Source organism: Cupriavidus pauculus, from assembly GCF_002858765.1.
GTDB classification, from domain to species: domain Bacteria; phylum Pseudomonadota; class Gammaproteobacteria; order Burkholderiales; family Burkholderiaceae; genus Cupriavidus; species Cupriavidus pauculus_B.
Map to the genome: position 1 here is coordinate 31,510 of NZ_PJRP01000016.1, position 24,172 is coordinate 55,681.

General features: G+C 67.4%; 23 protein-coding genes and 1 pseudogene. 13 read left to right on the forward strand and 11 right to left on the reverse strand.

What is annotated here, in order from left to right; all coding sequences use genetic code 11:
* The first annotated feature begins 198 nt into the window (after positions 1-198).
* The 6 genes from CYJ10_RS25855 (at position 199) to CYJ10_RS25880 (ending at position 5,671) form a co-directional block, all read left to right on the forward strand.
* Positions 199-1,782, forward strand: a complete 1,584-nt coding sequence (locus CYJ10_RS25855; RefSeq protein ID WP_101684306.1) for a cbb3-type cytochrome c oxidase subunit I — start codon at positions 199-201, stop codon at positions 1,780-1,782.
* A gap of 3 nt (positions 1,783-1,785) precedes the next feature.
* Positions 1,786-2,385: a cbb3-type cytochrome c oxidase subunit II gene (locus tag CYJ10_RS25860; protein WP_180863060.1), complete on the forward strand. Its 600-nt coding sequence runs from the start codon at positions 1,786-1,788 to the stop codon at positions 2,383-2,385.
* A gap of 62 nt (positions 2,386-2,447) precedes the next feature.
* Positions 2,448-3,062 carry a c-type cytochrome gene (locus CYJ10_RS25865; RefSeq protein WP_101684414.1) on the forward strand — a complete coding sequence of 205 codons (615 nt, stop codon included), beginning with the start codon at positions 2,448-2,450 and terminating at the stop codon, positions 3,060-3,062.
* Positions 3,028-3,726, forward strand: a complete 699-nt coding sequence (locus tag CYJ10_RS25870) for an SCO family protein (RefSeq protein ID WP_101684307.1) — start codon at positions 3,028-3,030, stop codon at positions 3,724-3,726. The genes CYJ10_RS25865 and CYJ10_RS25870 overlap by 35 nt, the downstream gene beginning before the upstream one ends.
* Complete coding sequence (locus CYJ10_RS25875) at positions 3,723-4,415, forward strand: hypothetical protein (protein ID WP_180863061.1); 693 nt, start codon at positions 3,723-3,725, stop codon at positions 4,413-4,415. Before CYJ10_RS25870 ends, CYJ10_RS25875 begins: the two co-directional genes overlap by 4 nt.
* 65 nt (positions 4,416-4,480) lie before the next feature.
* Positions 4,481-5,671, forward strand: coding sequence for an HD-GYP domain-containing protein (locus CYJ10_RS25880; protein ID WP_101684308.1), 1,191 nt, complete (start codon positions 4,481-4,483; stop codon positions 5,669-5,671).
* Between the two features lie 79 nt (positions 5,672-5,750).
* Here the strand turns inward: CYJ10_RS25880 and CYJ10_RS25885 are convergent, their stop codons facing one another.
* Positions 5,751-6,644, reverse strand: coding sequence for a LysR family transcriptional regulator (locus tag CYJ10_RS25885; protein WP_101684309.1), 894 nt, complete (start codon positions 6,642-6,644; stop codon positions 5,751-5,753).
* Positions 6,645-6,782: 138 nt separating this feature from the next.
* Between CYJ10_RS25885 and CYJ10_RS25890 the strand changes: the two genes are divergently transcribed.
* Positions 6,783-7,100 (forward strand): DMT family transporter, encoded by a 318-nt coding sequence (locus tag CYJ10_RS25890; RefSeq protein WP_101684310.1) that lies wholly within the window; start codon positions 6,783-6,785, stop codon positions 7,098-7,100.
* A gap of 103 nt (positions 7,101-7,203) precedes the next feature.
* Entirely contained in the window at positions 7,204-8,541 is a 1,338-nt protein-coding gene (locus CYJ10_RS25895; protein WP_101684311.1) for a mechanosensitive ion channel family protein, read from the forward strand.
* 45 nt (positions 8,542-8,586) lie between these two features.
* Here CYJ10_RS25895 and purT read toward each other — a convergent pair whose 3' ends face one another.
* From purT to CYJ10_RS25915, 4 genes are all read right to left on the reverse strand, one after another.
* A complete protein-coding gene (gene purT, locus CYJ10_RS25900; protein ID WP_101684312.1) occupies positions 8,587-9,789 on the reverse strand; it encodes a formate-dependent phosphoribosylglycinamide formyltransferase in 1,203 nt (400 codons plus the stop codon).
* 201 nt (positions 9,790-9,990) lie between these two features.
* Positions 9,991-12,168: a TonB-dependent siderophore receptor gene (locus CYJ10_RS25905; RefSeq protein ID WP_101684313.1), complete on the reverse strand. Its 2,178-nt coding sequence runs from the start codon at positions 12,166-12,168 to the stop codon at positions 9,991-9,993.
* 220 nt (positions 12,169-12,388) lie between these two features.
* Positions 12,389-13,270 carry an IclR family transcriptional regulator gene (locus CYJ10_RS25910; RefSeq protein WP_101684314.1) on the reverse strand — a complete coding sequence of 294 codons (882 nt, stop codon included), beginning with the start codon at positions 13,268-13,270 and terminating at the stop codon, positions 12,389-12,391.
* Complete coding sequence (locus CYJ10_RS25915; RefSeq protein ID WP_101684315.1) at positions 13,267-14,052, reverse strand: IclR family transcriptional regulator; 786 nt, start codon at positions 14,050-14,052, stop codon at positions 13,267-13,269. The genes CYJ10_RS25910 and CYJ10_RS25915 overlap by 4 nt, the downstream gene beginning before the upstream one ends.
* Before the next feature lie 135 nt (positions 14,053-14,187).
* Between CYJ10_RS25915 and CYJ10_RS25920 the strand changes: the two genes are divergently transcribed.
* The 3 genes and pseudogenes from CYJ10_RS25920 (at position 14,188) to CYJ10_RS25930 (ending at position 17,659) form a co-directional block, all read left to right on the forward strand.
* Positions 14,188-15,345 carry an acyl-CoA dehydrogenase family protein gene (locus CYJ10_RS25920; RefSeq protein WP_101684316.1) on the forward strand — a complete coding sequence of 386 codons (1,158 nt, stop codon included), beginning with the start codon at positions 14,188-14,190 and terminating at the stop codon, positions 15,343-15,345.
* A gap of 63 nt (positions 15,346-15,408) precedes the next feature.
* A pseudogene (locus tag CYJ10_RS25925) lies at positions 15,409-16,397 on the forward strand (Bug family tripartite tricarboxylate transporter substrate binding protein).
* A gap of 2 nt (positions 16,398-16,399) precedes the next feature.
* Entirely contained in the window at positions 16,400-17,659 is a 1,260-nt protein-coding gene (locus tag CYJ10_RS25930) for a CaiB/BaiF CoA transferase family protein (protein WP_101684317.1), read from the forward strand.
* A 28-nt stretch (positions 17,660-17,687) separates the two neighbouring features.
* Here the strand turns inward: CYJ10_RS25930 and CYJ10_RS25935 are convergent, their stop codons facing one another.
* From CYJ10_RS25935 to CYJ10_RS25950, 4 genes are all read right to left on the reverse strand, one after another.
* Positions 17,688-18,380: a GntR family transcriptional regulator gene (locus tag CYJ10_RS25935; protein ID WP_101684318.1), complete on the reverse strand. Its 693-nt coding sequence runs from the start codon at positions 18,378-18,380 to the stop codon at positions 17,688-17,690.
* 75 nt (positions 18,381-18,455) lie between these two features.
* Entirely contained in the window at positions 18,456-19,457 is a 1,002-nt protein-coding gene (locus CYJ10_RS25940) for a TRAP transporter substrate-binding protein (RefSeq protein WP_101684319.1), read from the reverse strand.
* A 71-nt stretch (positions 19,458-19,528) separates the two neighbouring features.
* Positions 19,529-20,794 (reverse strand): TRAP transporter large permease, encoded by a 1,266-nt coding sequence (locus tag CYJ10_RS25945; RefSeq protein ID WP_101684320.1) that lies wholly within the window; start codon positions 20,792-20,794, stop codon positions 19,529-19,531.
* 3 nt (positions 20,795-20,797) lie between these two features.
* Complete coding sequence (locus CYJ10_RS25950) at positions 20,798-21,442, reverse strand: TRAP transporter small permease (RefSeq protein ID WP_101684321.1); 645 nt, start codon at positions 21,440-21,442, stop codon at positions 20,798-20,800.
* Here CYJ10_RS25950 and CYJ10_RS34275 point away from each other — a divergent pair.
* Positions 21,441-21,599: a hypothetical protein gene (locus tag CYJ10_RS34275; RefSeq protein WP_180863062.1), complete on the forward strand. Its 159-nt coding sequence runs from the start codon at positions 21,441-21,443 to the stop codon at positions 21,597-21,599. The genes CYJ10_RS25950 and CYJ10_RS34275 overlap by 2 nt on opposite strands.
* On the opposite strand, the gene CYJ10_RS25955 is transcribed toward CYJ10_RS34275, so the two are convergent.
* Positions 21,554-22,468, reverse strand: coding sequence for a dihydrodipicolinate synthase family protein (locus tag CYJ10_RS25955; protein ID WP_101684322.1), 915 nt, complete (start codon positions 22,466-22,468; stop codon positions 21,554-21,556). The genes CYJ10_RS34275 and CYJ10_RS25955 overlap by 46 nt on opposite strands.
* 438 nt (positions 22,469-22,906) lie before the next feature.
* Positions 22,907-23,527 carry a dihydrofolate reductase family protein gene (locus CYJ10_RS25960; RefSeq protein ID WP_101684323.1) on the reverse strand — a complete coding sequence of 207 codons (621 nt, stop codon included), beginning with the start codon at positions 23,525-23,527 and terminating at the stop codon, positions 22,907-22,909.
* Positions 23,528-23,890: 363 nt separating this feature from the next.
* On the opposite strand from CYJ10_RS25960, the gene CYJ10_RS25965 reads away from it, so the two are divergent.
* Positions 23,891-24,151, forward strand: a complete 261-nt coding sequence (locus tag CYJ10_RS25965; protein WP_101684324.1) for a hypothetical protein — start codon at positions 23,891-23,893, stop codon at positions 24,149-24,151.
* The last annotated feature ends 21 nt before the right edge of the window (positions 24,152-24,172 follow it).

Sequence of the window (24,172 nt, forward strand, 5' to 3'; positions counted from 1 at the left end):
TAAGTTGTATTTGAAATGCAACTTTGTAGGTGGTCACCCGAAATTCCGGAAAAGTGGCTATGTGCCGCGTGCGGGCTTCGGTCGTACGCTGCGCAGCAAAACGCACGTTCGGTGCCCGCTCAGGCCCGATGCCGTCCGCGTTTGAAGTTGTTCCGATGCTGTTCCGCCCCCGATGTCCGCCTCGTTCGCGAGCCTGCCATGAACACCGTAGCCATCCTGTTGTCGGCGTTTCTGCTATCCGTTTTCGCCCTTGGGGCGTTTATCTGGTGCATGCAGAAGGGCCTTTTCGATACCTCGCCAGCCGCCGCGCGGGTGATCTTCGGCGATGCCGAAACCGGTCACCCCGAAGACCCGGCCGCCGCGCAGCCCGGCCTGGCCGATCCGTCGCGCGAGGCGGCCGACCGATCATCGGCACCCGTCGTCTTCCTGTTCCTGTGCTGCGCCATGGTCTGGCTGGTGGTGGCTTCGGCCGCCGGGCTGACGGCATCGATCAAGCTGCACGAGCCTGATCTGCTGGCGTCGATCCCCTGGCTGTCTTTCGGCCGCATCCGCACGATCCACCTGAACGCGGTGGCCTATGGCTGGGCGCCGATGGCCGGGCTGGGCATCGCCTTGTTCCTGCTGCCGCGGCTGCTCAAGACCGAACTGGTGGGCGCGCGCTGGGCGGTGCTGGGCGCCGCGCTGTGGAATGCCGGGCTGATTGCCGGCATCGGCAGCATCGGGGCCGGCATTTCCGATGGGCTGGAATGGCTGGAGATTCCGTGGCAGGTGGACATCCTGTTCGTGATCGGCGGCGCGTTCGTGGGTTTTCCGCTGATCCTGACGCTGGTGCACCGCAAGGTGGATCACCTGTACGTGTCGGTCTGGTACATGGGCTGCGCGCTGTTCTGGTTCCCGGTGCTGTTCCTGGTGGCCAACTTTCCGGGCCTGCACTTCGGCGTGGAACAGGCCACCATGAACTGGTGGTTCGGCCATAACGTGCTGGGCCTGTTTTACACGCCGCTGGCGCTGGCATCGATCTACTACTTCCTGCCCAAGGTCATTGGCCAGCCGGTGCGCTCGTACGGGTTGTCGCTGCTGGGTTTCTGGGCGCTGGCGTTCTTCTATGGCCAGGTGGGCGGCCATCACCTGGTGGGCGGCCCGGTGCCGGGCTGGCTGATCACGCTGTCCGTCGTGCAGAGCATGATGATGCTGATCCCGGTGATCGCGTTCTCGATCAACCAGCATCAGACGCTGCGCGGCAACTTCCGGCGGCTCATCGATTCGCCGACGCTGCGCTTTGTGACCTTCGGCGGGATGATGTACACGCTCAGCTCGATCCAGGGGTCGTTCGAGGCGCTGCGGGCCGTCAACCGCGTGGCGCACTTCACGCACTACACGGTGGCGCATGCCCACCTGGGGCTCTACGGGTTCGTCAGCTTCGCGTTCTTTGGCGCCATCTATTTCATCGTGCCGCGCATCACGGGGCGGGAATGGCCGTACCGCTGGCTGATCTACTTCCACTTCTGGCTGGCCGTGGGTGGCATCGGCGTCTACTTCGTGAGCCTGACCATTGGCGGCTGGCTGCAGGGCCTGGCCATGCTCGATGCCGCGCGGCCGTTCATGGATTCGGTGACGCTGACCGTGCCGTACCTCAAGGCCCGGTCGCTCGGCGGCATGATGATGCTGACCAGCCATCTGTGCTTCGTGGCCAATTTCGTCTGCGTGATCGTGGGCCTGGGGCCCAACCGCGACCGCCCGGCGCTGTTCCATCAGGGCCGCAAGCCGGCACAGGGAGTCTGAACCGTGAACAACGAAAGCGTCCTGTTGGCGGGCGGCATGACGATGCTGGCGCTGGCGACCAGCGCACTGGTGGTGGTGCCGTACCTGCAGCTTCACGACGTCAAGCCGACCGAAGGCGTGAAGCCCTACACCGCGTCGCAGCTGCGCGGCCGCGAAGTCTATATCGCCAACGGCTGCATCTACTGCCATTCGCAGCAGCCGCGCGACAGCAGCTTCGCCCCCGATGCCAAACGCGGGTGGGGCCGGGCGGCCGTGGCCGGCGACTACTACTACGACAAGCCCCATCTGCTGGGCACCATGCGCACCGGCCCCGACCTGATGAATATCGGCGTGCGGCAGCCCAGCGCGGACTGGCATCTGGGCCACCTTTACCAGCCGCGCGCCTATGTCAGCGGCAGCATCATGCCAAGCTACCCGTACCTGTTCGATGTCAAGGACGCGCCGGAGCCCGGCGAAAAGGCCGTGCCGCTGCCGCCGGGCTATGCCCCGATCGGCAAGGTGGTGGTGCCCACGGGCGCCGCGCTCGACCTGGTGGCCTACCTGCAGTCGCTGAACCGCACCGGGGCCGTGCTGCCGGCGCCCGACAGCGCGGGCAAGCCGTAGCACACCCGGAGACAGACATGAGCGACATGAACGACAGGACCGATCCTGCCGAATTTCCGGACATGCCCCAAGACAAGGCGCGCGAAGACCTGCAGGCCACCGCCGCCCGCGCCCGCGAGTTCGAGGACCCGCACGAGAACCGCATGCCGATTCCGCGCTATGTGCTGGCGATGGTGGCGGTGCTGGTGGCATGGGGCGCGTGGTATATCGCCACGGCGCCGATCGACCAGCCATCCGCCCTGGGCGACCGTCGCACGGTGGCCGACCTGCAAGGCAAGCCAAAGGGCGCAGGCAGTGCGGTGGATGGCGCCGCCGTCTACCAGAGCCGCTGCGTGGCCTGCCATCAGGCCACCGGACAGGGTTTGCCGGGCGTATTCCCGCCGCTGGCCGGTTCCGAATGGGTGGCCGGCAAGGACGCCACGATGGCGCAGATCGTGCTGCGCGGCGTGACCGGCAAGCTGACGGTCAAGGGCACGGCCTACAACGGCGCCATGCCGGCGTTTGCCGACCAGCTCAACGACGCGGAAATCGCCGCCGTGCTGACCCACGTGCGCAGCCAGTGGGGCAACAGCGCCCCGGCGGTCAGCGCGGAAACCGTGGCGGCGGCCCGGGCCGACACCGCCGCGATGAAAGCCCCGTTCGATGGCGACGCCGCACTTGGCACGCCGGGCGGCTAGCGGCGGCCCACGGCTGCTGCCGTGGCTGGTACTGGCCGTAGCGCTGGCGCTGGGCGCGGCGGCGATCCACGGGATGACCTACGGCTTTGCCGCCTGGACGCTGGACCAGCGCCGCGAGGTTCGCATCGCCCAGCACACGCTGCGCCTGCCCGCCATCGACGTGCGAGGCCAGGACGGCCAGCGGCTGCGGCTGTTTGCCGGGCCGGCCAGCGGATCGGGCGATGCACGTGCCGGTGGCACGCCCGGCGTCTACATCGTCGATTTCATCTACACGCGCTGTCCGACGGTGTGCCGGGCGCTGGGCGCGGAGTTCGCGCAGCTTTCCCTTCAACTGGACGCCGACGGCATGGCAGGGCAGATCGGCCTGGTGTCGCTGTCCTTTGATCCGCGCGACACCGCCGGCGATCTGCAGGGCTACGCCAACACCTACCGCGCCCGTGCCCCGCGCTGGCTGGTGGCGGCGGCCGTGTCAGCGGCGGACATGGATCGGCTGCTGCGCCAGGCCGACGTGATCGCCATCCCCGACCGCCTGGGCGGCTTCGAGCACAACGGCGGGCTCCATGTCGTCGATGCGCGCGGGCAGGTGCTGGCTGTCTTTGCCCTGGACGATTTCCGCCAGGCCTATGCGTTCGCGCTGGCCCATGAGCGGGGGAGCCGGCCATGACGCGTTGGCGCCCGAGGGCGCGTGCCCCCCTTTCTACGCTGACCCGCCTGGCCTGTTTGCTGTGCCTGCTGCCTGCGCTGCCGCCGCTGCGCGGCTGGCTGGAATCGTCGATGGCCATGTTGATGCCGGGCCTGCTGCCGTGCCTGTTCGCGGCGGGCTGCCTCGCGCCCAGATTGCTGGCGCCGCGCCGCCGCGCCCGCGCGCTGGCGTGGCTCCGGCCCTATGCCTTGGCGCTGCTGGTGGTGGCGTCGGTGGCGGCCGGCGTCTGGATGCTGCCGATCGCCATCGACCTGTCTCGCATGTCCTGGCAGTTGGGGGTGGTGCGCGATGTGTCGGTCTGCGTGGCGGGGCTGGCCGGTGTCACGGCCCTGCGCATCGCGCCGTGGCCGCTTGTGTTGTTTTTTGGCGGCAACATGGTCTGGATGGGCCTGACTTTTGGCATGCTGTTCGTCGACGCGCAAACGCGGCTGTGTGCCAACTACCTGCTGGGTGACCAGCGCGTGGCGGGCATCGGGTTGATCGTCGGTGCCATCGGCTTCGGCACGTGGCTGCTGGCGTGGGCGGCGTGGGTGGCGCTGGCGGGGACGGAAGCCGCCGGATCGGCGCGCCAGCAGAAAAGACTAAAGAAATCCTGCAGCCTGCCGATAATGGCGGCCAATGATAAGAATCAGAGCGAGGGGCCGGCCTGACCAGAGCCCCGCTTGAACGGGTACGCGAGGCACGGGCTTCGTACGCCATTTATAGGGGCGAGTGCATGCTGAGAAGAATCAAGGCGGAACAGCTGCAGATTGGCATGTTCGTGGCAAGGCTGGGCGGACCGTGGATCAACCACCCGTTCTGGCGATCGCGCTTTCTGGTCACCAGCGACGAGCAGGTAGAGCAGATCCAGTCCGCCAGTGTGCAGGACGTCTGGATCGACATCCTCAAGGGCCGGAACCTGCCAACACCGGCGACGCCGGAGATGATGGAGGCCGACGACGCCAGCGACGATCCCGAGTCGAGTTTCGAGGACGAGCTGGAGCGTGCGCGCGAACTGATCAAGACCGGCCGCGCGCTGGTCGGCAACCTGTTCAACGACGTTCGCATGGGCCGCGCGCTAGAAACCACCGGCGCGCTGCTGCTGGTGGATTCGGCGTCGACATCGCTGTCGCGCCATTCCCAGGCGTTGCTGGCCATGGCCCGGCTCAAGGTCAAGGACGACTACACGTACCTGCATTCGTTCTCGGTCTGCGCGCTGATGATCGCCGTGGGCCGCAACCTCAAGCTGCCCGATGGCGAGGTGCGCGAACTCGGGCTGGCGGGGCTGGTGCACGATATCGGCAAGCTGACGCTGCCCGAGTCTCTGCTGATGAAGGGCGGCGACCTGTCGCCGTCGGAAGAAGAGCAGATGCGTCGCCATCCGTCGGCCGGCTACCGGATCCTGAACGAGGCGCGGCTCTATACCAACATTCCGCTCGATGTCTGCGTGCACCACCATGAACGGGTGGACGGGCGCGGCTACCCGTTCGGGCTGCTGGAGCACGAGATCAGCGTCCACGCCAAGATCGCGGCCATCTGCGACACCTACGATTCGCTGACCTCGCCGCGCCCGAACCATCTGGCGTGGTCGCCGGCGCGCGCCATGGAGTACATCGCGGTGCGCGTGGACACGCTGTTCGACCGCCGCGTGTTCAAGGCATTTACGCGCACCATCGGCATCTACCCGCTGGGCACCGTGCTGCGGCTGCGCTCGGGCCGGCTGGCGGTGGTCTGTGGCCAGAACGACGGCGAGCCGTTGCGGCCGCGCGTGATGGTGTTCTACTCGGTGACCGATGCCAAGCCGTTGCCGCCCGAGGTGCTGGACCTGACCCAGGGCGACGACACCGTGATCGCGTTCGAGGACGCCCGCCAGTGGGGCTTCAGCGACGACCAGCTCATGGCGATGTACGCGCCGCACGCGAAGTAGGGGTGCGAAGAGCGAAGTAGGGCGCGCGAAGTACGGCGCGCAACGTAGGGCACGGGGCGCGGCGGCGCGCGGAGGGGGCTCAGTCCTGCAGCACCCACTGCGACTGCCGCAGCGCGTCGGTAACGAAGTCGTTGAACGCGCGCACTCGTGCGCTGTGGCGCAGGTCCGGATGGGTCAGCAGCCATAGCGGGGTGTCGAGCGCGGGGTCGGGCTCGGCCAGCCGCGTCAGCGACCCATCGGCATCGCCCAGCATGCAAAGCAGCATGCCGGCGCCCATGCCAAGCCGCACGGCCTGCGCCATGGCCACGAGGCTGTCCGCGCGCACGGCGCAGCGGTCGGCGGGCACATGGGCCAGCGCCCAGCGGGCCTGCGCAAGATGCGCGAGGCTGTCGTCCGGCACTACCCACCAGTGGCCGGGCCAGTGCGCCTGGGCGGGCGCTTCCATTCGATCCAGATAATCGCGCGACGCATAGGGCGCCGTCTGCAGCCGTCCCACGTGCCGGCCAAGCAGGTGTTCGGGCGGCGCCGAAGCGGGGCGCACGGCCACGTCGGCCTCGCGGCGGGTCAGGCTCAGGAAGTTGTTGTGGATCACCACCTGCAGCTCGATACGGGGATGCCGGGCTCGGAAATCGGCCAGGATCGGCATCAGCAGGCCATAGGCCAGCGTATCGGTGGTGGTCACGCGCAGCGGGCCGCTCAGTTCGGTGTCGCGTCCGGCCAGCCCACGCTGGGCGGCGTCGATCTGTTCGCCCACGCCATCGAGCTGGCCGGCCAGCGTCTCACCGGCCGGCGTCATCACATAGCCGCCCAGATCGCGCGAGAACAGCCGCGTGCCAAGGTCTTCCTCCAGCTTGTTCAGCCGCCGCAGCACGGTCGAATGATTGACCCGCAGCGCCCGCGCCGCCGCTGCCAGCGACCCGTGCCGGCTCACAGCCAGGAAGACGCGCAGGTCATCCCAATCTGCCTCCTGCATTTTTGCATTGCCTTTCCGCGATTTGTGCGAATGATTATGCCGATCTGCAGAGCCTACAGTGTGGCTCCAGGAAGGGCAACCCGGGTTGCCGGATGCGCCGGCCGGGGAACGCCCCTTCGGCGGACAAAGGAGAACACCATGGCATGGACGCTGCTGGTTGTGGCGGGACTGATCGAGATCGTGATGGCGCTGGCCCTGAAATACACCGATGGCTGGACGCGACCGGGGCCGACGCTGCTGGGCATTGGCGCCGCGCTGGCCAGCATCTACCTGCTCAGCGCGGCGCTGCGGCACCTGCCCGTGGGCACCGCCTACGCCGTCTGGACCGGCATCGGGGCCATCGGCGTGACACTGGTGGGCATCGTGTTCCTGGGCGAAAGCGCATCGCCGGCGCGGTTGGCGCTGATCGCGCTGATTTTTGTCGGCATCGGCGGCCTGAAGCTGGTGCCGGCCTGAGAGAAGTCTGAATTTGCATGGTCAGGCATGCAAAGTGTGGCGTTGGGGCGCATGGCTAGTAGACTTGTCGCCTGTTCCGAACCGATTGCCTTGCATTGCCTTGATGACATTTGACGCCCTGCTGGACCTGTTCCAGCAACGCATTCCCGCCCATCCGTGGGCGCAGATCTCGCTTTATGTGCTGGCGCTGATGGTGATTGCCGCCATTGCGCAGTGGCTGGTGGCCCGTGTGGTGGGCCGTGTGGTGTACCGCGTGCTGAGCCTGTCGGGCAACCGCGAATGGGCGGCCGCGCTGATGCGCCATCGCACCTACCGCCGGCTTGGCTACGCGGTGTTCCTGGCCGTGATCACCGTGGGGATCAGCCAGGTGCCGGACCTGGGCAAGTTCTCGACCCTGATCGAGCGGTTGGCGCATGCCGGCACGTGGGTGAGCGTATTCCTGATGCTGTCCGGCGTGCTGGGCGCCTGGCAGACCGTCTTCGCCAACAGCCGCCGCGCGCAGACGCGGTCGATCAAGGGCTATGTGCAGATTGCCCAGCTGGCACTGTGGCTGGTGTGCGGCGTGCTGGTGCTGTCGATCCTGATCGACCGCTCGCCACTGTGGATGCTGTCCGGTATCGGTGCGCTGTCGGCGGTGCTGCTGCTGGTGTTCAAGGACACGCTGCTGTCGCTGGTGGCCAGCACGCAGCTGACGTCGAACGACATGCTGCGCATCGGCGACTGGATCGAGATGCCGCAGTCCAACGCCGACGGTTTCGTCATGGACATCGCGCTCCACACGGTGAAGGTCAAGAACTGGGACAACACCGTGACCACGGTGCCGACCTACAAGCTGTTCTCGGAGAGCTACCGCAACTACCGGCACATGTTCGAGTCCGGCGCGCGGCGCATCAAGCGCACGCTGCGGATCGACGCCTCGTCGGTGCGCTTTCTGGACGATGCCGAAGTCAAGGCGCTGATGCGTTTCCGGCTGCTGCACGACTACCTGGAGGTCAAGCAGCAGGAGGTCGAGCAGACCAACCGGGCGCTGCAGGGCCAGGACAACGATCCGGTGAACCGCCGCCGGCTGACCAACCTGGGCACGTTCCGCGCCTACGGCATCGCGTTCCTGCGCGCGCATCCCGATATCCACCACGACCTGCTGCTGAACCTGCGCATGATGGAGCCCGATTCGCAGGGTATCCCGATCGAGGTTTACTGCTTCAGCACGCGTACGGGCTGGATGGATTACGAGCGCATCCAGGGCGACATCTTCGACCACCTGTTTGCGATCCTGCCGGAGCTTGGGTTGCGCCTGTACCAGGCGCCGTCGGGGGCCGACCTGAGCGGCCTGCACGATTCGCCGCGCGGCGCGCATGCGGCGCTGGCCGTGGCGGCGTCCGACCCGGGCGCGCGCGAGCCGATGGCGGCGCAGACGGATCGGGCAGGCCGGGTGATGTGAAACGTTGCGCCCCATTCCCGCTGGGCGGGAGAGGGGCGCAATACGTCAAGCCTTGCGCGGCTTGACCTTGCTGGCGGCTTCCTTGGCGCGATTGCGGGCGGTATCGATATCGCCGGCGTAGGCCAGCGCCACGCCCATGCGGCGCTTGGTGAACGACTCGGGCTTGCCGAACAGGCGCAGTTCGGTTTGCGGCACGCGCAGCGCCTCGTCCACGCCGTCGAACACGATGCCTTCGGCGTCGACCCCACCGTAGATCACGGCGCTGGCGCCGGGCGCGCGCAGGCTGGTGTCAACCGGCAGGCCCAGGATGGCCCGGGCGTGCAGCTCGAATTCGTTCTGGTACTGCGAGATCATCGTCACCATGCCGGTGTCGTGCGGACGCGGGCTGACTTCGCTGAACCAGACCTGGTCGCCCTTGACGAACAGTTCCACGCCGAACAGGCCCTGGCCACCCAGGTCGGCCGTCACCGCGCGGGCGATGTGCTGGGCCGTTTCCAGCGCCTTCGGGTGCATCGGGTGCGGCTGCCAGCTTTCCACGTAGTCGCCCGCCACCTGTACGTGGCCGATCGGCTCGCAGAATTGCGTTTCCACCTGGCCATTGGCGCCCACGGCGCGCACGGTCAGCAGCGTGATCTCGTAGTCGAAATCGATAAAGCCTTCCACGATGATGCGGCCGTGGCTGACGCGGCCACCGGCCATGGCGTAGTCCCACGCCGCCTTGACGCCTTCGGGGCCGTCGATCTTGCTCTGGCCCTTGCCCGAGCTGCTCATGACCGGCTTGACCACGCACGGGTAGCCGATGCCGCCGTCGATGGCAGCCTGCAGTTCTTCCAGCGAATCGCAGAACTTGTACGGGCTGGTGGGCAGGCCCAGCGTTTCGGCGGCCAGGCGGCGGATGCCCTCGCGGTCCATCGTCAGGCGCGCGGCGCGGGCGGTCGGGATCACGCGAACCACGCCGGCCGCTTCCAGGGCTTCGAGCATCGGGGTGGCGATGGCTTCGATCTCGGGCACCACCAGGTCGGGGCGCTCGGCTTCGATCAGCGCCTTGAGCTGGTCGCCATCGCTCATCGTGATGGTGCGCGCGTGGTGCGCCACCTGCTGGCCAGGCGCGTTCTCGTAGCGGTCCACGGCGATGGTCTCCACGCCCAGCCGCTGCAGCGCGATCAGCACTTCCTTGCCAAGCTCGCCGGAGCCCAGCAGCATGACTTTGGTGGCGGACGGGGAGAGGGGAGTTCCAAGGGTGGTCATGGCGGGGGCTCGGCGGGAAGGAAAAACCGGGATTGTAGCAAGGAGCCCTGGTTTTCTCGCCTCCGCCGCGTGCGGGAGAGGGGCGGGGGAGAGAGCCTGCCTGTCAAGATGCGACAAGTGGCGATTTGGACCGCTGCGTCCTCTCCCCCAACCCCTCTCCCGCCAGCAGCAGAGGGGAGCCGGCCCTGGGTGCTTCGGCGGTCAGTACGCGATCTTCGCGCTCAGGCTGATGGCGCGCGGGTCGGCCGGCTGGGCGTAGTTTTCGTACTGGAAGGCCCAGTAGCGCTTGTTGGTCAGGTTGGTCAGCGCCGCACGCAGCGTCAGTTCCTTGCCGGACACACGCGTGTTGTACGTGGCGCCGAGGTTGAACACCGTGTAGCCACCCAGGTTCAGGCTGTTGGCGGCGTCGGCCTTCATCGGGCCGGTGTACTTGCCATCCACGCCCACCTTCAGGCCGGGCACGAACGGCACGCGGTACGCCACGCGGCCGGTCAGCATGAAGTTCGGGGCGCCCGCCACGCGCTTGCCGATATTGGTATCGCCCTCGGTGTACTCAGGGTGCAGGAACATCGTGCTGCCGCCCACTTCCCACTGCGAGCCGATTCGCGACGAGCCGGCCAGTTCCAGGCCCTGGTAGACCGACTTGCCGTCCTGGACGAAGGTCGGCAGCACGCCCGGGCCGTTGTCGCGCGCAAATTCGCTGCGGCGCTCGATGCGGAACAGCGCCGCCGTACCCGTCCAGACGCCCTGGTCGGTCTTGGCACCCACTTCGTACTGGCGGCTCTTGGCCGGCGTCAGGCCCTGGCCGGCGTTCAGGTAGTTGGTTGCCACCACGCCGCCACCGTCGAACGATTCGACATAGCTGGCGTACAGCGTCGTGCTCGGCATCGGCTTGAACATGATCGCCGCCGTGGGCGTCAGCAGGCCGTTCTTGCTGAAGTTCGTGTCACCCGAGCCGGTGCCGGTATAGGTGTTCTGGTCGTAGTTGGTCACGCGCAGACCGCCCAGCACCGACCACTTGTCGGTCAGGTGCATCGTGTCGCTGACGAACGCGGCCTTCTGGGTGGTATCGCCGGCGCGGTACTTCTGGAAGACCGTGTCGCTGTAGTGCACGCCCGTGTACGGACCAAACAGGTTGCCGGAGGCGAGTGACGGATCATTGAAGAAGTTGCTGGAATAGCGGTCGATCTGCTTCTGCCAGCTCAGGCCGGCCACCAGTTCGTGGCGGAACGGGCCGGTGCTGAACTTGCCCTCGACCATCGTCGTCCAGTTGCTGAACTGCTGGTTCTCGGCGCCGTCGTAGCGCGAGCTGCTGTAGTTGCCGGCGGCATCCGCCAGGAAGAACGTGCTTTCGTTACGGCTGCGTGCCTGCTTGCTGAAGCTGTAGGTCGTGCTGACCGTCCAGTCCTGGTTCAGGTTGTAGCGCAGGCCGGTCTGGTAGACCTGGAGATTGGAATAGAAATGCGTGTCCGGGCCGGCGTACAGGCCACCACGGCCGCTGATCACGCTGGGCATCTGGCCGGTCAGGCCGCCGAGATAGAACGACGGCGTGGCGCCCCAGGTGTTGCGGTCCTGGTAAATGCTGTCGAAGGTCCAGGTCAGGTCGCGCGTGATACGGGCATCCAGGCCCAGCGACACCGAGTTCCGGTTGATGCCCACGGCATTGGCCGGCTTGCCTTCTTCGTGCGTCACGTTCAGGCGATAGCCGAACATGTTGTCCGGACCGGCGCGACCGCCCAGGTCCACGTGCTCGGTCCATACGTGCGACGACCGGTAGCCCAGTTCCACGCTGGCCGTGAACTGGTCGGTCGGCTTCTTCGTCACGTAGTTGACCGTGCCGCCGGGGTTGCCAAAGCCGTACATGAAGCCGGACGCGCCCTTGAGCAGTTCCACCTGTTCAAGCTGTTCGTAGGGCAGCGTAATGCCGTAGGCGATGAACGGCATGCCGTTGATCTTGTACGCGTTGCGCCAGTCCAGTTGCAGGCCGCGCACGGTCGTGTACGACGCCCATGCGTTGTTGCCGTTGCTGTTGTCCGAGACCGAGGCGTCATTGAAGAACACGTCGCCCACCTTGGTCACCTGGCGGTCGGCCAGGTCTTCGCCGCTGACAACCGTGGTGGAAAACGGCGTGTCCAGTTGCGAACGGCTGCCCAGCGCGCCGCCGGAGGCCTTTTTCTGCAGTTGGGGGCCGACTTCGATGTCCTGCGCGGCGCTCACCGTGACCGACGGCAGGGCCTGGCCTGAAGGCGCCGTCTGGGCCAGGGCGGTTCCGCAGAGCGGAAAGCCCGCCAGGACAGCCACGCGGGCGAAGGCGGCGAGAGGTCGGATGCGCGAGGGGGCGGACTGGCGGCGGAATGCCGGCGACGGGCAGGACGTCATGATGCGGTTTTTGGCTCGTAAATGAAAACGTAAACCGTAATGCGAACAACTCGCATTACGGTATCAAGGGGCGAATGATGCCCAGTGAGCCGTTGAACCGTCAAGGGAAAGCCGTGGTCCAGCCACGGCCTTTGTCATATTTCCAACACGTCTGGGGATGGATGCAATCCGGACAAGACAGGCGCGCCGGTCTGCTGGCCGTGGGGTGGCCTGGCCGCGCTCAGCGCAATCCGAGCAGGTCTTCGAGCGTGCGGGCCAGGGCGACCAGGCGTGGCCCGACGCGCTTCTGCACGGCCTCGAACGTGCCCGGCCGCGCCGGCACGCCGCCGTTGACGACGAACCATTGCGAGTCCACCGGCCTGCATAGCGGAACGGCGAAGCCGAACACGTCGTGCCGCCATTCGGCCCGGTTCGAGCAATAGCCGAGCGCTTCCAGGTCCTGCCGCGCCTGCGCCAGTGCCGGTTCGGCGCGGCGCCAGGCATCGGGCGACGCCAGCCGCAGGCGGTTCAGCACCGGATCGCGCAGTTCGGCCGGTACCCGGCACAGCCATGCCTTGCCGATGGCGGTGGTCAGCATCGGCAGCGCCGCGCCGATGTCGGGCGGCATCACCAGGTTGTCGGTCGAGCGCGCGGTTTCCACGTAGATCATCTGGGTGCGGTCGCGGATGCCCAGCGACACGGCGCCGCCGATGTCGTCGGCCAGCGCCTTCATCAGCGGCCGCGCCACCTGGCGGATCTGCATGCTGGCCAGCAGCGGGTAGCCCGGCGCCAGCACCGGCGCGCCCAGGCGGTATTTGCCCAGCGCCGCCTCATGGCGCAGGTAGCCCAGCACGGCCAGGGTGTGCGTGAGCCGGGCCACCGTGGACTTCGACAGCCCGGTGCGCTGCACGAAATCGCGGTTGCCCAGCAGCGCCTCGCCGGGCCGGTAGGCCAGCAGGATGTCGATGCCGTTGGCCAGCGTGCGGGCGAACTGGCGATCGGCGCCGTCGTCGCTTGCGGCTGGACGCGGCGGGGGGTGGGCGCTCTGGGTGCTTTGGGCGGTCTGTGCGCTGCGGGCAGAGGTGTCGGCGCTCTGGGCGTCGCCAGGGATGTCACGTGTCATGCCAATAGCGCCTCCACGTCGGCCACCAGTTCCAGCAGGCGCGGCCCCATCTCGCGTTCCAGCCTGCCCGGCGTCATGCGCGTGGCGGGCACGCCGCAGTTGAACACCAGCGTTTCGCCGTCGATGGGCTGCCGCATGGGCACGGCCACGGCGTGGACGTCGGGCAGCCAGTCGCCGGCCGAGCGCGTAAAGCCGAGCGCTGCCAGATCGTCGACGGCCGCCGCAACGGCGTCCGCATGGCGCCGCCAGTCATCGGGCTCGGTCTCGCGCAGGCCGGCCAGCACGGTGGCACGCAGGTCGGCGGGGGCCTGGGCCAGCCAGGCGCGCCCGATGGCCGAAGCCAGCATCGGCAGCGACGCGCCGATATCGGGCCGGAAAGCGATGGCGTCGTGGCCACGGCTGGTTTCGACATAGACCATGCGCAGGCGGTCGCGCAGGCCCAGCGACACGGACCCGCCCATGCGGTCGGCCAGCGCCTTCATCAACGGCCGGGCCACCTGGCGCACGCGCAGGCTGGCCAGCAGCGGATACCCGAGCGAGAGCGCCGTCGACCCCAGCCGGTAGCGGCGCAGCCGGTCGTCGTAGAGCAACAGGCCGCGCGCGGCAAGGGTGTAGGTCAGCCGGCTGATGGTGGCCTTGGACAACCCCGTGCGCTCGGCCAGTTCCTTGTTGCTGAGCACTGTCTCGCCCACCCGGAAGCACTGCAGCAGCGCCAGGCCGTGCGCCAGCGTGGTGGCGAAGGCCGGATCGGGATGGTGGAGGGGGGATTTGGGCGCGGGCATCGGTTGTCATCCTACCGAAGCCAGTATGGCCCGGTACCCTCAGACGTTCAAGATAGCGAAACAATAGTGCCGGCATATCGAAGCCGGGCGTACGCTGGGGTCCATCACAAGACAGAAGATCGATGGAGCGAGACGATGATTCGTGATCCGGACGTATTCCAGCCATTCCTGCAGTCGCTGCGCCGCTTCGTGCGCGAGCGGCTGGTGCCGCGCGAAGCCGAGGTGGCCGCGCGCGACCTGGTACCCGAAGACCTGGTCAACGCCATGGCCGCGCAGGGCATGTTCGGCTATTCGATTCCGGAGGAGTACGGCGGCGCCGGCATGACCACCGAGGAACTGGTGCTGGCCGCGATGGAACTGTCGCAGTGTTCGGTGGCGTTCCGCGCCCGCGTGGGCACCAATACCGGCATCGGCTCCGAGGCGCTGGTGGCCGACGGCACGCCCGAACAGAAGGCGCGCTACCTGCCGCTGCTGGCCAGCGGTGAGCTGACCGGGTCCTTTGCGCTGACCGAGCCCGATGCAGGCTCCGACGCCACGGCGCTCAAGACCACGGCGGTGCGCGACGGCGACCACTACATCCTGAACGGCACCAAGTGCTTCATCACCAATGCGCCCATTGCCGGGCTGTTCACGGTCATGGCGCGCACCGATCCGGACAAGGCCGGCGCGGGCGGCATCTCGGCGTTCATCGTGCCGCGCGGCACGCCCGGGCTGACCACCGGGCAGCCGTACCAGAAGATGGGCCAGGCCGGATCGCCGGTGTCCGAAGTCCATTTCAACGATTGCCGCGTGCCGGCCGCCAACCTGGTCGGCGGCGAGGAAGGTCAGGGCTTCAAGACGGCGATGAAGGTGCTGAACAAGCAGCGCATCCACCTGGCCGCGCTGTGTACCGGGCCGGCCATCCGCATGCTCGACGACGCCGTGCGGTTTGTCACCGAGCGCAAGCAGTTCGGGCAGTTGCTGGCCGACTTCCAGCTGGTGCAGGCCATGATTGCCGACTGCCAGACCGAGATCCACGCGGCCCGCGCGCTGATCCTGGATACCGCCCGCAAGCGCGACGACGGGCAGGATGTGACGATGGAAGCGTCGATCTGCAAGTATTTTGCGTCCGAGATGTGCGGTCGCGTGGCGGACCGCTGCGTGCAGCTGTTCGGCGGCTACGGCTACATCGCCGACTACGGCATCGAGCGCTTCTACCGCGATGTGCGCCTGTTCCGGCTGTACGAAGGCACCAGCCAGATCCACCAGCTCAATATTGCCAAACGCACCTTCGCGCAGGCCGGCAGCCGCTGAGCGGCCAGTCACCACAAGGCGGCCAGCCACAGAGCGGCCCACCATGACAAAGACGGAGACAACATGTTCAAGCCCATCCTGATTGCCGCCGGCCTGGCGTGCGGCATGGCCCTGATGCCGGTGATGCCGGCCCACGCGGCCGAGGCCGACGCCAAATATCCCAGCAAGGTCATCCGCCTGGTGGTGCCGTTTGCGCCGGGCGGCTCCACCGACATCGTGGCGCGGCTGATTTCCGAGCCGCTGCGCGAGGAACTGGGCCAGACCGTGATCGTCGACAACCGTCCTGGCGCGGGCGGCAATATCGGCGGCGATATCGTGGCCAAGGCCGCGCCGGACGGCTACACGCTGCTGATGTCCGCCGCCGGACAGATCGCCATCAACCCGAGCCTGTACGCGAAGATGAGCTACGAGCCCGCGCGCGACCTGGCGGCCGTGACGATGATCGCCCGCGACCACAACATGATGGCGGTCAACGCGTCGCTGCCGGTCAAGAACGTCAAGGAGTTCGTCGCCTACGCAAAGGCGCATCCGAACCAGATCACCTTCGGCTCGCCCGGCAACGGCAGCCCGGCGCAGCTGGCGGGCGAACTGCTGAACCAGACCGCCGGCCTGAAGATGCAGCACGTGCCCTACAAGGGCAGCGGCCCGGCCGTGGCTGACCTGATCGCCGGCCACATCACGCTGATGATCGACAACATGCCGGCCATCTGGCCGCACGTGCAGTCGGGCAAGCTGCGGGCGCTGGCGGTGACCAGCGAAAAGCGCGCGTCGGGTGCGCCCGACGTGCCCACCGCCGAGGAAGCGGGGCTCAAGGGTTACGTGGTGACGGCGTGGAAGGGGCTGATGGTGCCGGCCCATACGCCGCGCCCGATCATCGATCGCCTGAACCAGGCCATGGTCAAGGTGCTGGCGCGGCCCGAGATCGCAAGCGGCTGATCGAGCAGGGCGCCGAGCCGGTGGGCAATTCGCCGGAACAGTTCGCCCAGCAGATCAAGACCGATACCGCCTGGTGGGCGGCGCTGGTGAAATCCACCGGGACGACGCTGGATTGACCATGACGCACGCATCCACGCACACATCTACGCACGCATCGACGCACGCTTCCACAGACGCAGGCCGGGGCCCGCTGGCCGGCCTCCGCATTCTCGACATGGCCACGGTGCTGGCTGGGCCGTTTTCCAGCACGCTGTGCGCCGACATGGGCGCCGAGGTGGTCAAGCTCGAACTGCCCGACGGCAGCGACCCGCTGCGCGGCCTGGCACCGGTCAAGGGCGACCTGGCGCTGTACTGGAAGGTCACGAACCGGGGCAAGCGCGGCATCACGCTCGATGTGCGCAAGCCGGCCGGCCGTGAACTGTTCCTGAAACTGCTGCCCGAATTCGACGTGCTCGTCGAGAACTTCCGCACCGGCACGCTCGACCGCTGGGGCCTGGACCTGGCCACGCTGCATCGGGCCAATCCCCGGCTGACGGTGCTGCGCCTGACCGGCTTCGGCCAGACCGGCCCCTACGCCCAGCGCGCCGGGTTTGCGCGGATCTTCGAGGCCATGAGCGGGGTCACGAACCTGACCGGCGAACCCGGCGGCGCGCCGCTGCACATGAACTATCCGATGGGCGACATGGTGGCCGGCCTGTTTGGCGCGTTTGCCATTGCCAGCGCCGTGGCCGAGCGCCGGCGTCCGGGCAACGAGACGATGCCGGGCCAGGAGATCGACCTGGCCGCCACCGAGGCGCTGTTCCGCGTGCTGGAGCCGCTGGCGGTCGAATACGAGCAACTGGGCCAGGTGCGCGAGCGCGCCGGCAACCGGGCCACCTACACGGCGCCGTCGAACATGTACGCGACGGCGGACGGCCAGTGGGTGTCGCTGGTGGCCTCGTCGGGACCGATCTTCCGGCGGCTGTGCCAGGCCATCGACCAGCCGGCCATGGCCGACGACGCGCGCTTTGCCACCAATCCGTCGCGCGTGACGCATCTGGACGCCCTGGACACCGCCATCAAGGACTGGTTCGCGGCGCATGCCTACGCGGATGTGGCGCAGGCGCTGGCCGCGCACGAGGTTCCGTTCAGCAAGATTTTCTCGATTGCCGATATCGTCGACGATCCGCACTTCCAGGCCCGCCAGGCCATCGTGCGGCTGCCCGACCCGGATCTGGGCTCGATCCCGGCGCCGTGCGTGGTGCCACGGTTTTCCGGGCATGCGCCGGCCCCGGCGCGCAGCGGGCCGGACGTGGGCGAACACAATGCGGAGGTCTACGGCGCGCTGGGGCTGACCGCCGACGATATCGACGGCCTGAAGCGCGAAGGCGTGGTCTGAGGGCGGTTGCCGGGGGGACGATCGACGATCAGGCGTCGATCACCCGCCGCGCGAACCGTTCCAGGTAGTCCATCAGCAGGTCGGCGCCGCGCGCGGCTTCGGCCTCGTTGCCGCTGGCGATGGCGCTGGCCATCGCGTGGTGCGCCTGGGCGCCCTCGGCGATCTCGCCTTCGTGCTGGTAGGCATACCAGAAGCGGCGGCACTGCACGATCAGTGGGATCACGGCCTTCACGGCCGAGCGGTTGCGGCAGGCGGCATGGTTGACGTGGTCCAGCGCCTGGTCGGCGGCCATGTACTCGTCCAGATTGCCGCGCTGGGCGGCCTTGACCATCTTCTGCGCGCTGGCCAGCAGCGCCTTGCGCTGGGGGTCGGTGGCGCGCCGCGCGGCGCTGGCGGCGATCAGCCGTTCCAGCACGCGGCGGGTGGCAATCACGTCCAGGTGGTCCATCACGTCGATGGTCGACACCATCAGGCCGCGACGCGGCTGCTGCACGATCAGGCCCATCGACACCATGCGCATCAGCGCCTCGCGCACCGGCGTGCGGCCCAGTTCGGTCATTTCGGCCAGTTCGGCCTCCACCACGGGGCTGCCAGGCGCGATCTCCAGCTTCGAGATCATGGTCTCGATGCGGTCGTAGGCGATATCGGCGGCGCGCCGCTTGCCGGTTTCCGGCGCGTGTGCGGTCGTGGTCGAACCCTGGGAACTGGAAACGTTAGGCATCTCGTGGAAGCAAGCGGGGCCCGCCAGCCGGCAGGGCTGGCGGTGGCCGTCATTATGCCGCAGGCGGGCGGTGCGTCAGAGCGTGGCGCCGATCTTGCGCAGTTCGGGGATGGCCGGGGCCTTGGCCACCCAGAGTTCGTCGAACTTCTTGATGACCGGCTGCGGGTCGTAGCTGGACGCGCTCTTGAACGCCACCGACGACTGCCTGAGCTTGTCCACCAGGCCGGCCTCGGTGGTCACGATGTCGTGGATCTGCGCGGTCAGCGCCTGGTTCACCAGTTGGCGCACCAGGTCGCGGTCCTTGGCATCGAGCCCGGCCCAGATGCGGCCCGACACCAGTGGCGCGAACGGCATGAACAGCGCGTTCATCGGCAGCAGCGCCTTCGAGATCTTGTCGTAGCGCTGGTTCCAGGACAGTTCGATGTCGGCTTCCAGCCCGTCCACCTGGCCGTTGGTCATGGCGTCGAACACGGCCGGGGTGGGGATGGGCGTGGGCGCGGCACCCAGCATCGAGTAGAAGTCGCGGTAGACCGGCGTGGGGTTGATCCGCAGCTTCATGCCCTTGAGGTCGTCGGGCGAGCCGATGTCCTTGGTGGCAAACACCACGCGCATGCCGGTGATGCCCCAGCCCAGGCCGATGGTGCCGGTTTCGCGCGGCAGGGCTTCGAGCAGCTTCAGCGCGGCCGGCGTGCGCACCAGCTTGGCCACGCTGGCCGTGGAGCGCACCAGGTACGGGGCGTTGATGGCGGCCACGCTCGATACGCGCGACCCCAGTTCGGCGGCCTGGATCCAGCCCATGTCGAGCGCGCCCGACTGCAGCTGCTGCATCATGGCCGATTCGTTGCCAAGCTGGCCAGAGTGAAACACCGTGACGCTGAGCCGGCCGTCGGTTTCCTTCTTCAGCGATTCGCCGAATGCCACGGCGGCGCGGTTCCACGAATGGCCGGCCGGGGTAATCAGGCCGAGGCGGAATTCCTTGGTGGTGGCGGCGCGCGTGGTGGACGTGATCACCAGCGGCGCGGCGGCCGTGGCCAGCGCGGTGGTCTTCAGAAAGCGGCGGCGGGTGAAGTGGGACATGGCAGGCTCCTGTACGGTCGGGGGGTTGGCGATGAGCGGTAAGCGGTAAGCGGTAAGCGATTGGGAATGTGCTACTTCAGCAGGCCGATGGACAGACTGGGGAACAGCGACAGCAGCAGCAGTCCCACGCAGCTGATCAGGAAGAAGGGCAGGGTGACCATGAACATCTTGCCGGGCTTGGCCCCGGTGACGGCCGACGCCACGAAGAAGCTCAGCCCCACCGGCGGCGACATCAGCCCCAGCACCAGGTTGATCACGATGACCACGCCAAAGTGACGCGGATCGATGTGGTAGACCTCGGTGGCCACGGGCAGCAGGATCGGCACGGTCATGATCAGGCCCGGAATGCCGTCGATGACGGTGCCGATGATCAGCAGGATGACGTTGGCCAGCAGCAGGAAGGCAATCGGGCTGTGCGCCACGGTCTGGATCCAGGTGGCCACCATCTGCGGGATCTTCCCGTAGATCAGCAGCCACGAGAACACGGCGGCGGCGGCCACCAGGAACAGCACGATGGCCGAGTAGATGGCCGAGCGCAGCAGGATGGCCGGCAGCGTGCGCATGTCGAATTCCTTCGTCACGTAGCGCCCGACCAGCGCGGCGGCCAGCGCGCCCACGGCGGCGGCCTCGGTGGGATTGGCCAGGCCGGCCAGGATCGAGCCCACGATCACGATCGGGATCAGCAGCGTCGGGCTGGCCTGCAGCACGGTCGTCGCGCGCTCGCGCAGCGTCTGGCGGGCGCTGCGCGGGTAGTTGTAGAACAGGCCCATGATGGCGATGATCACGAAGAACAGCAGCGTCAGCAGCACGCCGGGCAGGATGCCGGCGATCAGCATGTCGCCCACGGCCACCTGGGCCAGCACGCTGTAGACCACGAACATCACCGACGGCGGGATGATGGGCCCGAGCATGCCGCCGTAGACGGTCAGGCCCGCCGCGAAGGTCTTGTCGTAGCCCTGTTTTTCCATCTCCGGCACCATGACCTGCGCCATGATGGCCACCTGCGCGGTGGCCGAGCCGATGATCGACGACACCAGCATGTTGGCCAGGATGTTGACGTAGGCCAGCCCGCCCTTGACCGAGCCGACGAACGCCATCGACAGGTCCACCAGCCGGCGCGTGATGCCGCCGCTGTTCATGATCTCGCCAATCAGGATGAACAGCGGGATGGCGATCAGGCCGTAGCTGTCCACGCCGGCGAACATCTGCGTGGGAAACGACTGCAGCAGCACGGTGTCGCCGGTGCTGAAGATGAAGGCCAGGCCGGACAGGCACAGGCAGATGCCGATGGGCACGCCCGCCAGCATCACGGCGCAGAAGAAAAGGGTGGTGGTCATGACTCAGTTCACCGATTCGGCCGTGCCGACATGGAACTCGGGGTACGCCCGGCGGGGCGCCAGGTCCAGGTCTTCGAGCAGGTTGGCCAGCGCGTGCAGGCTCAGCGTGCAGGCGAACAGCGGCATGATCAGCTGCAGCACCCACATCGGCCATTCCAGCGTCTGCGTGTGCTCGGTGTAGAGGAAGTTGAACGACTGGGCCGCGTATTCCCTGGCGTCGAAGTTGAAATTGACGATGCCGACCGGGTCCATCCACAGCCAGCACATGGCGATCATGGCCAGGCCGAACACCAGCACGCCGCCCGTGGCGATGACCTTGGCGGCGCGGGCCAGCTTCTGCGGCAGTTGTTCGGTCAGCAGCCCCACCGCGAAATCCAGGCGCAGGCGCGTCATGACCGAGGCGCCGACGAAGGTCAGCCATACCACCGAGTAGACCGAGGCCTCGTCCACCCAGTAGAGCGGCAGGCCGGCATAGCGCGTCGCCACGTTCAGCAGGATCAGCAGCACCAGCAGGGTCATCAGCCCGCCAAGCGCCAGGCGCTCCACGGCGAGCACGGCGTCGGAGGCGCGCAGCACCCAGCGCACCGGGCGCGCCACGGGTGGGCTGGCGGACGCTGTGTCCGCCGTGATCGAGGAGAAGTCGGGCATGGCTGTAAAGCTCCTGTGCGTGGATATCGGCCGGGCCGGATCGAGCAAGTTGGATGCCAGTCGGCGCGCCATGGCGCCGGGCTGGCATCGCCTGCGTCGGTCCAGGCTGCGTCAGGCCACCGACTGGTACTGGGCGGGCCGCGTGGCCAGCGCCTGACGCACCACGCGTTCGACGAAGGCGCGTTCCTCGCCGATCAGCGGCAGGCGCGGGCGGCGCATGTGCTCGGTGCCCACGCCCACGATGACGTCGATCAGCTTCAGGTTCTGCACGAGCTTGTTCGACACGTCGAGATGCAGCATCGGCGTCATCCAGCGGTAGAGCTTCAGTGCCTCGGCAAAATTGCCTGCGCGCATGAGATCGAACAGCGCCACGGTCTCGCGCGGGAAGGCGCAGCCCACGCCGGCCAGCAGGCCGTCGCAGCCGACGGCCAGCCCTTCGTAGGCCAGGTCGTCCACGCCCATGAAGATCTGGTAGCGGTCGCCCACGGCGTTGCGCAGGTCGGTCACGCGGCGGATGTCGCCCGTGCTTTCCTTGACCGCGGCAATCCACTTGCAGTCGGCCAGTTCGGCCATGTGCTCGGGCTTGAGGTCCACCCGGTAGGCCACCGGGTTGTTGTAGACCATCACCGGCTTCTGGGCCGCTTCGGCCATGGCGCGGACGTTCTGCATGGCCTCGCGGGCGTCGGCCACGTAGATCACCGACGGCATGACCATGAAACCGGCCACGCCCAGCTTGTTGGCGCCGTCGATATAGCGCAGCGCGTCGCGTGTGCTGGTCTCGGACACGTTGGCCAGCACGGGAATGCGGCCGTCGGCGGCTTCCAGCGCAATGCGCGCCACGTCGAGTTTTTCTTCCAGCGACAGCGTGCTGGCCTCGCCCAGCGATCCGCACGTGACCAGCCCATGGATGCCGTTGCGGATCTGGAAGTCGATATGGCGGATGGTGCCTTCGGCATCGATGCGCTCGTCGGCGTGGAATTTGGTCGTGACGGCCGGGAAGATGCCGGTCCAGCGCGGATTGCTCATGAAGAACTCCTCGGTTGGGAAGGTGACGCCGCGTAGCTGGCGGTCTGTCGAACGCACCGGCACGCCGCATGAAAATATCTTGTAAATATATTAAGGATATTTTTGAAGAATAATCCAGCACGAACCATGCCAGTGGAAACCCGGATAGGCGGCGTGCCGGAAAACGGCGTCAGGTGGGGGTTTGGGGCAGGGCGTGCGTTGCGGGCCGCCTGTCAGGGCGCAGCGGCAGGGAGCATCCCGGGGCATGGATGCACGCAGGGGTGCACGGTGGGCGGGGGCATGCACCGATACGGTTACCGGGATGGCGGGGCGCGATCAGACGCGCATTTCCCAGCGCAAGGTTCGGTACGTGACGGGTCGATCCCTAGCCGATCCCTCGCCCATGCCGGGCCGGCTGCGAGCCCCTGCCAGATGACGGGCCAGGTGTCAGGCCAGATGTCAGGCCGGATTGAACGCGCCCGTTTTCACCGCGCCATCGCGCTCGTAGCGAGTGACCAATACACCCGTGGGCAAGGTCGTCGACGCGGCCAGGCGGAAAGCCGAGGGCAGGGCGTTGCCGTCGAACAGCCGCTTGCCCCGGCCGAGCACGACCGGATAGACCAGCAGCCGCAGGGTGTCCACCAGATCGGTAGCCAGTAGCTGCTGCATCAGGTCGCTGCTGCCAAGGATCAGCAGATCGGGCCCGGCAGCACGCTTGAGGTCGCGTAGCGCCGTGACGACGTCGGTGCCCAGGGCCTGGCTGTGCTGCCATGCCAGCGTCGTGGGGTGGTGGGTGGCAACGTGTTTGACGGTGCCGTTGAACTGGTCGGCGATGCCGCGATGCGGCGCGCCTTGCGACACGTGAGGCCAGTAGCCCGCGAAGATGTCGTAGGTGCGGCGGCCCAGCACCAGCTCGAACGGCTGCGCCAGCGCCCCGCCCATGACTTCGCCGGACCCATCGGCATACGGCACGATCCAGCCGCCGTGGGCAAAGCCATCGCTGGTGTCTTCGTCCGGGCCGCCCGGCGCCTGCATGACGCCGTCCAGGCTGAGGAATGCGGCAAAGGTGAGTTGTCTCATGGCGGGGGGCTCGGTTGGCGCGGCGGGGCCGAAGATGCCATGGTAGGCGCCAGCCGACGATATGGCGACGTGTAGGGCGACAAGCGTGGCGACACGTATGGCGACACGCCTGGCGGCCCTTATGGCAACCCGCATGCGCGCAAAAAAAACGCCGCGCCCAGGGAAGGCGCGGCCGTCAGAAGCACCCGCAACCGGGATATGTCCGGGTGCGTAGCCAATCTAGCGGAACGAACATGTGACTGATTATGTCCGTATAGGCGACTTTCTGGACACACACGCCGGGCGCAACTCCGGTAACCTTTGGCGCGTCAGAGGGGATGGTTCACACCATGATGTGAGCCAAAAACAGATCAGGAGATCGCGATGGTACGCAATGCCTTACGCGACGCGGAGATGCTGGAGCAGTACGTCAACTATCTGCAGACCAGAGTCGCCAAGCAGCAGGCTGTCGTCGCACAGCTCAGGGAATGCGGGCTGGACCCGCACGAAGACCAGGTCGTCCTGGACAATCTGGAAGGCGCCACCGAAGCGTTGGCGCAGCAGCTCAACCAGCTCAGGGCCCAGCCGGCCCAGCCCGGCGTGGCCGAACGGCGTACGGCAACGCTACACCACGCGGTGGCCTGAGGCGCGGCAGCGCGCCACGCC

Coding starts and splice junctions, on each gene's coding strand:
- CYJ10_RS25855 (WP_101684306.1), top strand. CDS start 199: ATGAACACCGTAGCCATCCTGTTGTCGGCGTTTCTGCTATCCGTTTTC.
- CYJ10_RS25865 (WP_101684414.1), top strand. CDS start 2,448: ATGCCCCAAGACAAGGCGCGCGAAGACCTGCAGGCCACCGCCGCCCGC.
- CYJ10_RS25870 (WP_101684307.1), top strand. CDS start 3,028: ATGGCGACGCCGCACTTGGCACGCCGGGCGGCTAGCGGCGGCCCACGG.
- CYJ10_RS25875 (WP_180863061.1), top strand. CDS start 3,723: ATGACGCGTTGGCGCCCGAGGGCGCGTGCCCCCCTTTCTACGCTGACC.
- CYJ10_RS25880 (WP_101684308.1), top strand. CDS start 4,481: ATGCTGAGAAGAATCAAGGCGGAACAGCTGCAGATTGGCATGTTCGTG.
- CYJ10_RS25885 (WP_101684309.1), bottom strand. CDS start 6,644: ATGCAGGAGGCAGATTGGGATGACCTGCGCGTCTTCCTGGCTGTGAGC.
- CYJ10_RS25890 (WP_101684310.1), top strand. CDS start 6,783: ATGGCATGGACGCTGCTGGTTGTGGCGGGACTGATCGAGATCGTGATG.
- CYJ10_RS25895 (WP_101684311.1), top strand. CDS start 7,204: ATGACATTTGACGCCCTGCTGGACCTGTTCCAGCAACGCATTCCCGCC.
- purT (WP_101684312.1), bottom strand. CDS start 9,789: ATGACCACCCTTGGAACTCCCCTCTCCCCGTCCGCCACCAAAGTCATG.
- CYJ10_RS25905 (WP_101684313.1), bottom strand. CDS start 12,168: ATGACGTCCTGCCCGTCGCCGGCATTCCGCCGCCAGTCCGCCCCCTCG.
- CYJ10_RS25910 (WP_101684314.1), bottom strand. CDS start 13,270: ATGACACGTGACATCCCTGGCGACGCCCAGAGCGCCGACACCTCTGCC.
- CYJ10_RS25915 (WP_101684315.1), bottom strand. CDS start 14,052: ATGCCCGCGCCCAAATCCCCCCTCCACCATCCCGATCCGGCCTTCGCC.
- CYJ10_RS25920 (WP_101684316.1), top strand. CDS start 14,188: ATGATTCGTGATCCGGACGTATTCCAGCCATTCCTGCAGTCGCTGCGC.
- CYJ10_RS25930 (WP_101684317.1), top strand. CDS start 16,400: ATGACGCACGCATCCACGCACACATCTACGCACGCATCGACGCACGCT.
- CYJ10_RS25935 (WP_101684318.1), bottom strand. CDS start 18,380: ATGCCTAACGTTTCCAGTTCCCAGGGTTCGACCACGACCGCACACGCG.
- CYJ10_RS25940 (WP_101684319.1), bottom strand. CDS start 19,457: ATGTCCCACTTCACCCGCCGCCGCTTTCTGAAGACCACCGCGCTGGCC.
- CYJ10_RS25945 (WP_101684320.1), bottom strand. CDS start 20,794: ATGACCACCACCCTTTTCTTCTGCGCCGTGATGCTGGCGGGCGTGCCC.
- CYJ10_RS34275 (WP_180863062.1), top strand. CDS start 21,441: ATGGCTGTAAAGCTCCTGTGCGTGGATATCGGCCGGGCCGGATCGAGC.
- CYJ10_RS25950 (WP_101684321.1), bottom strand. CDS start 21,442: ATGCCCGACTTCTCCTCGATCACGGCGGACACAGCGTCCGCCAGCCCA.
- CYJ10_RS25955 (WP_101684322.1), bottom strand. CDS start 22,468: ATGAGCAATCCGCGCTGGACCGGCATCTTCCCGGCCGTCACGACCAAA.
- CYJ10_RS25960 (WP_101684323.1), bottom strand. CDS start 23,527: ATGAGACAACTCACCTTTGCCGCATTCCTCAGCCTGGACGGCGTCATG.
- CYJ10_RS25965 (WP_101684324.1), top strand. CDS start 23,891: ATGGTACGCAATGCCTTACGCGACGCGGAGATGCTGGAGCAGTACGTC.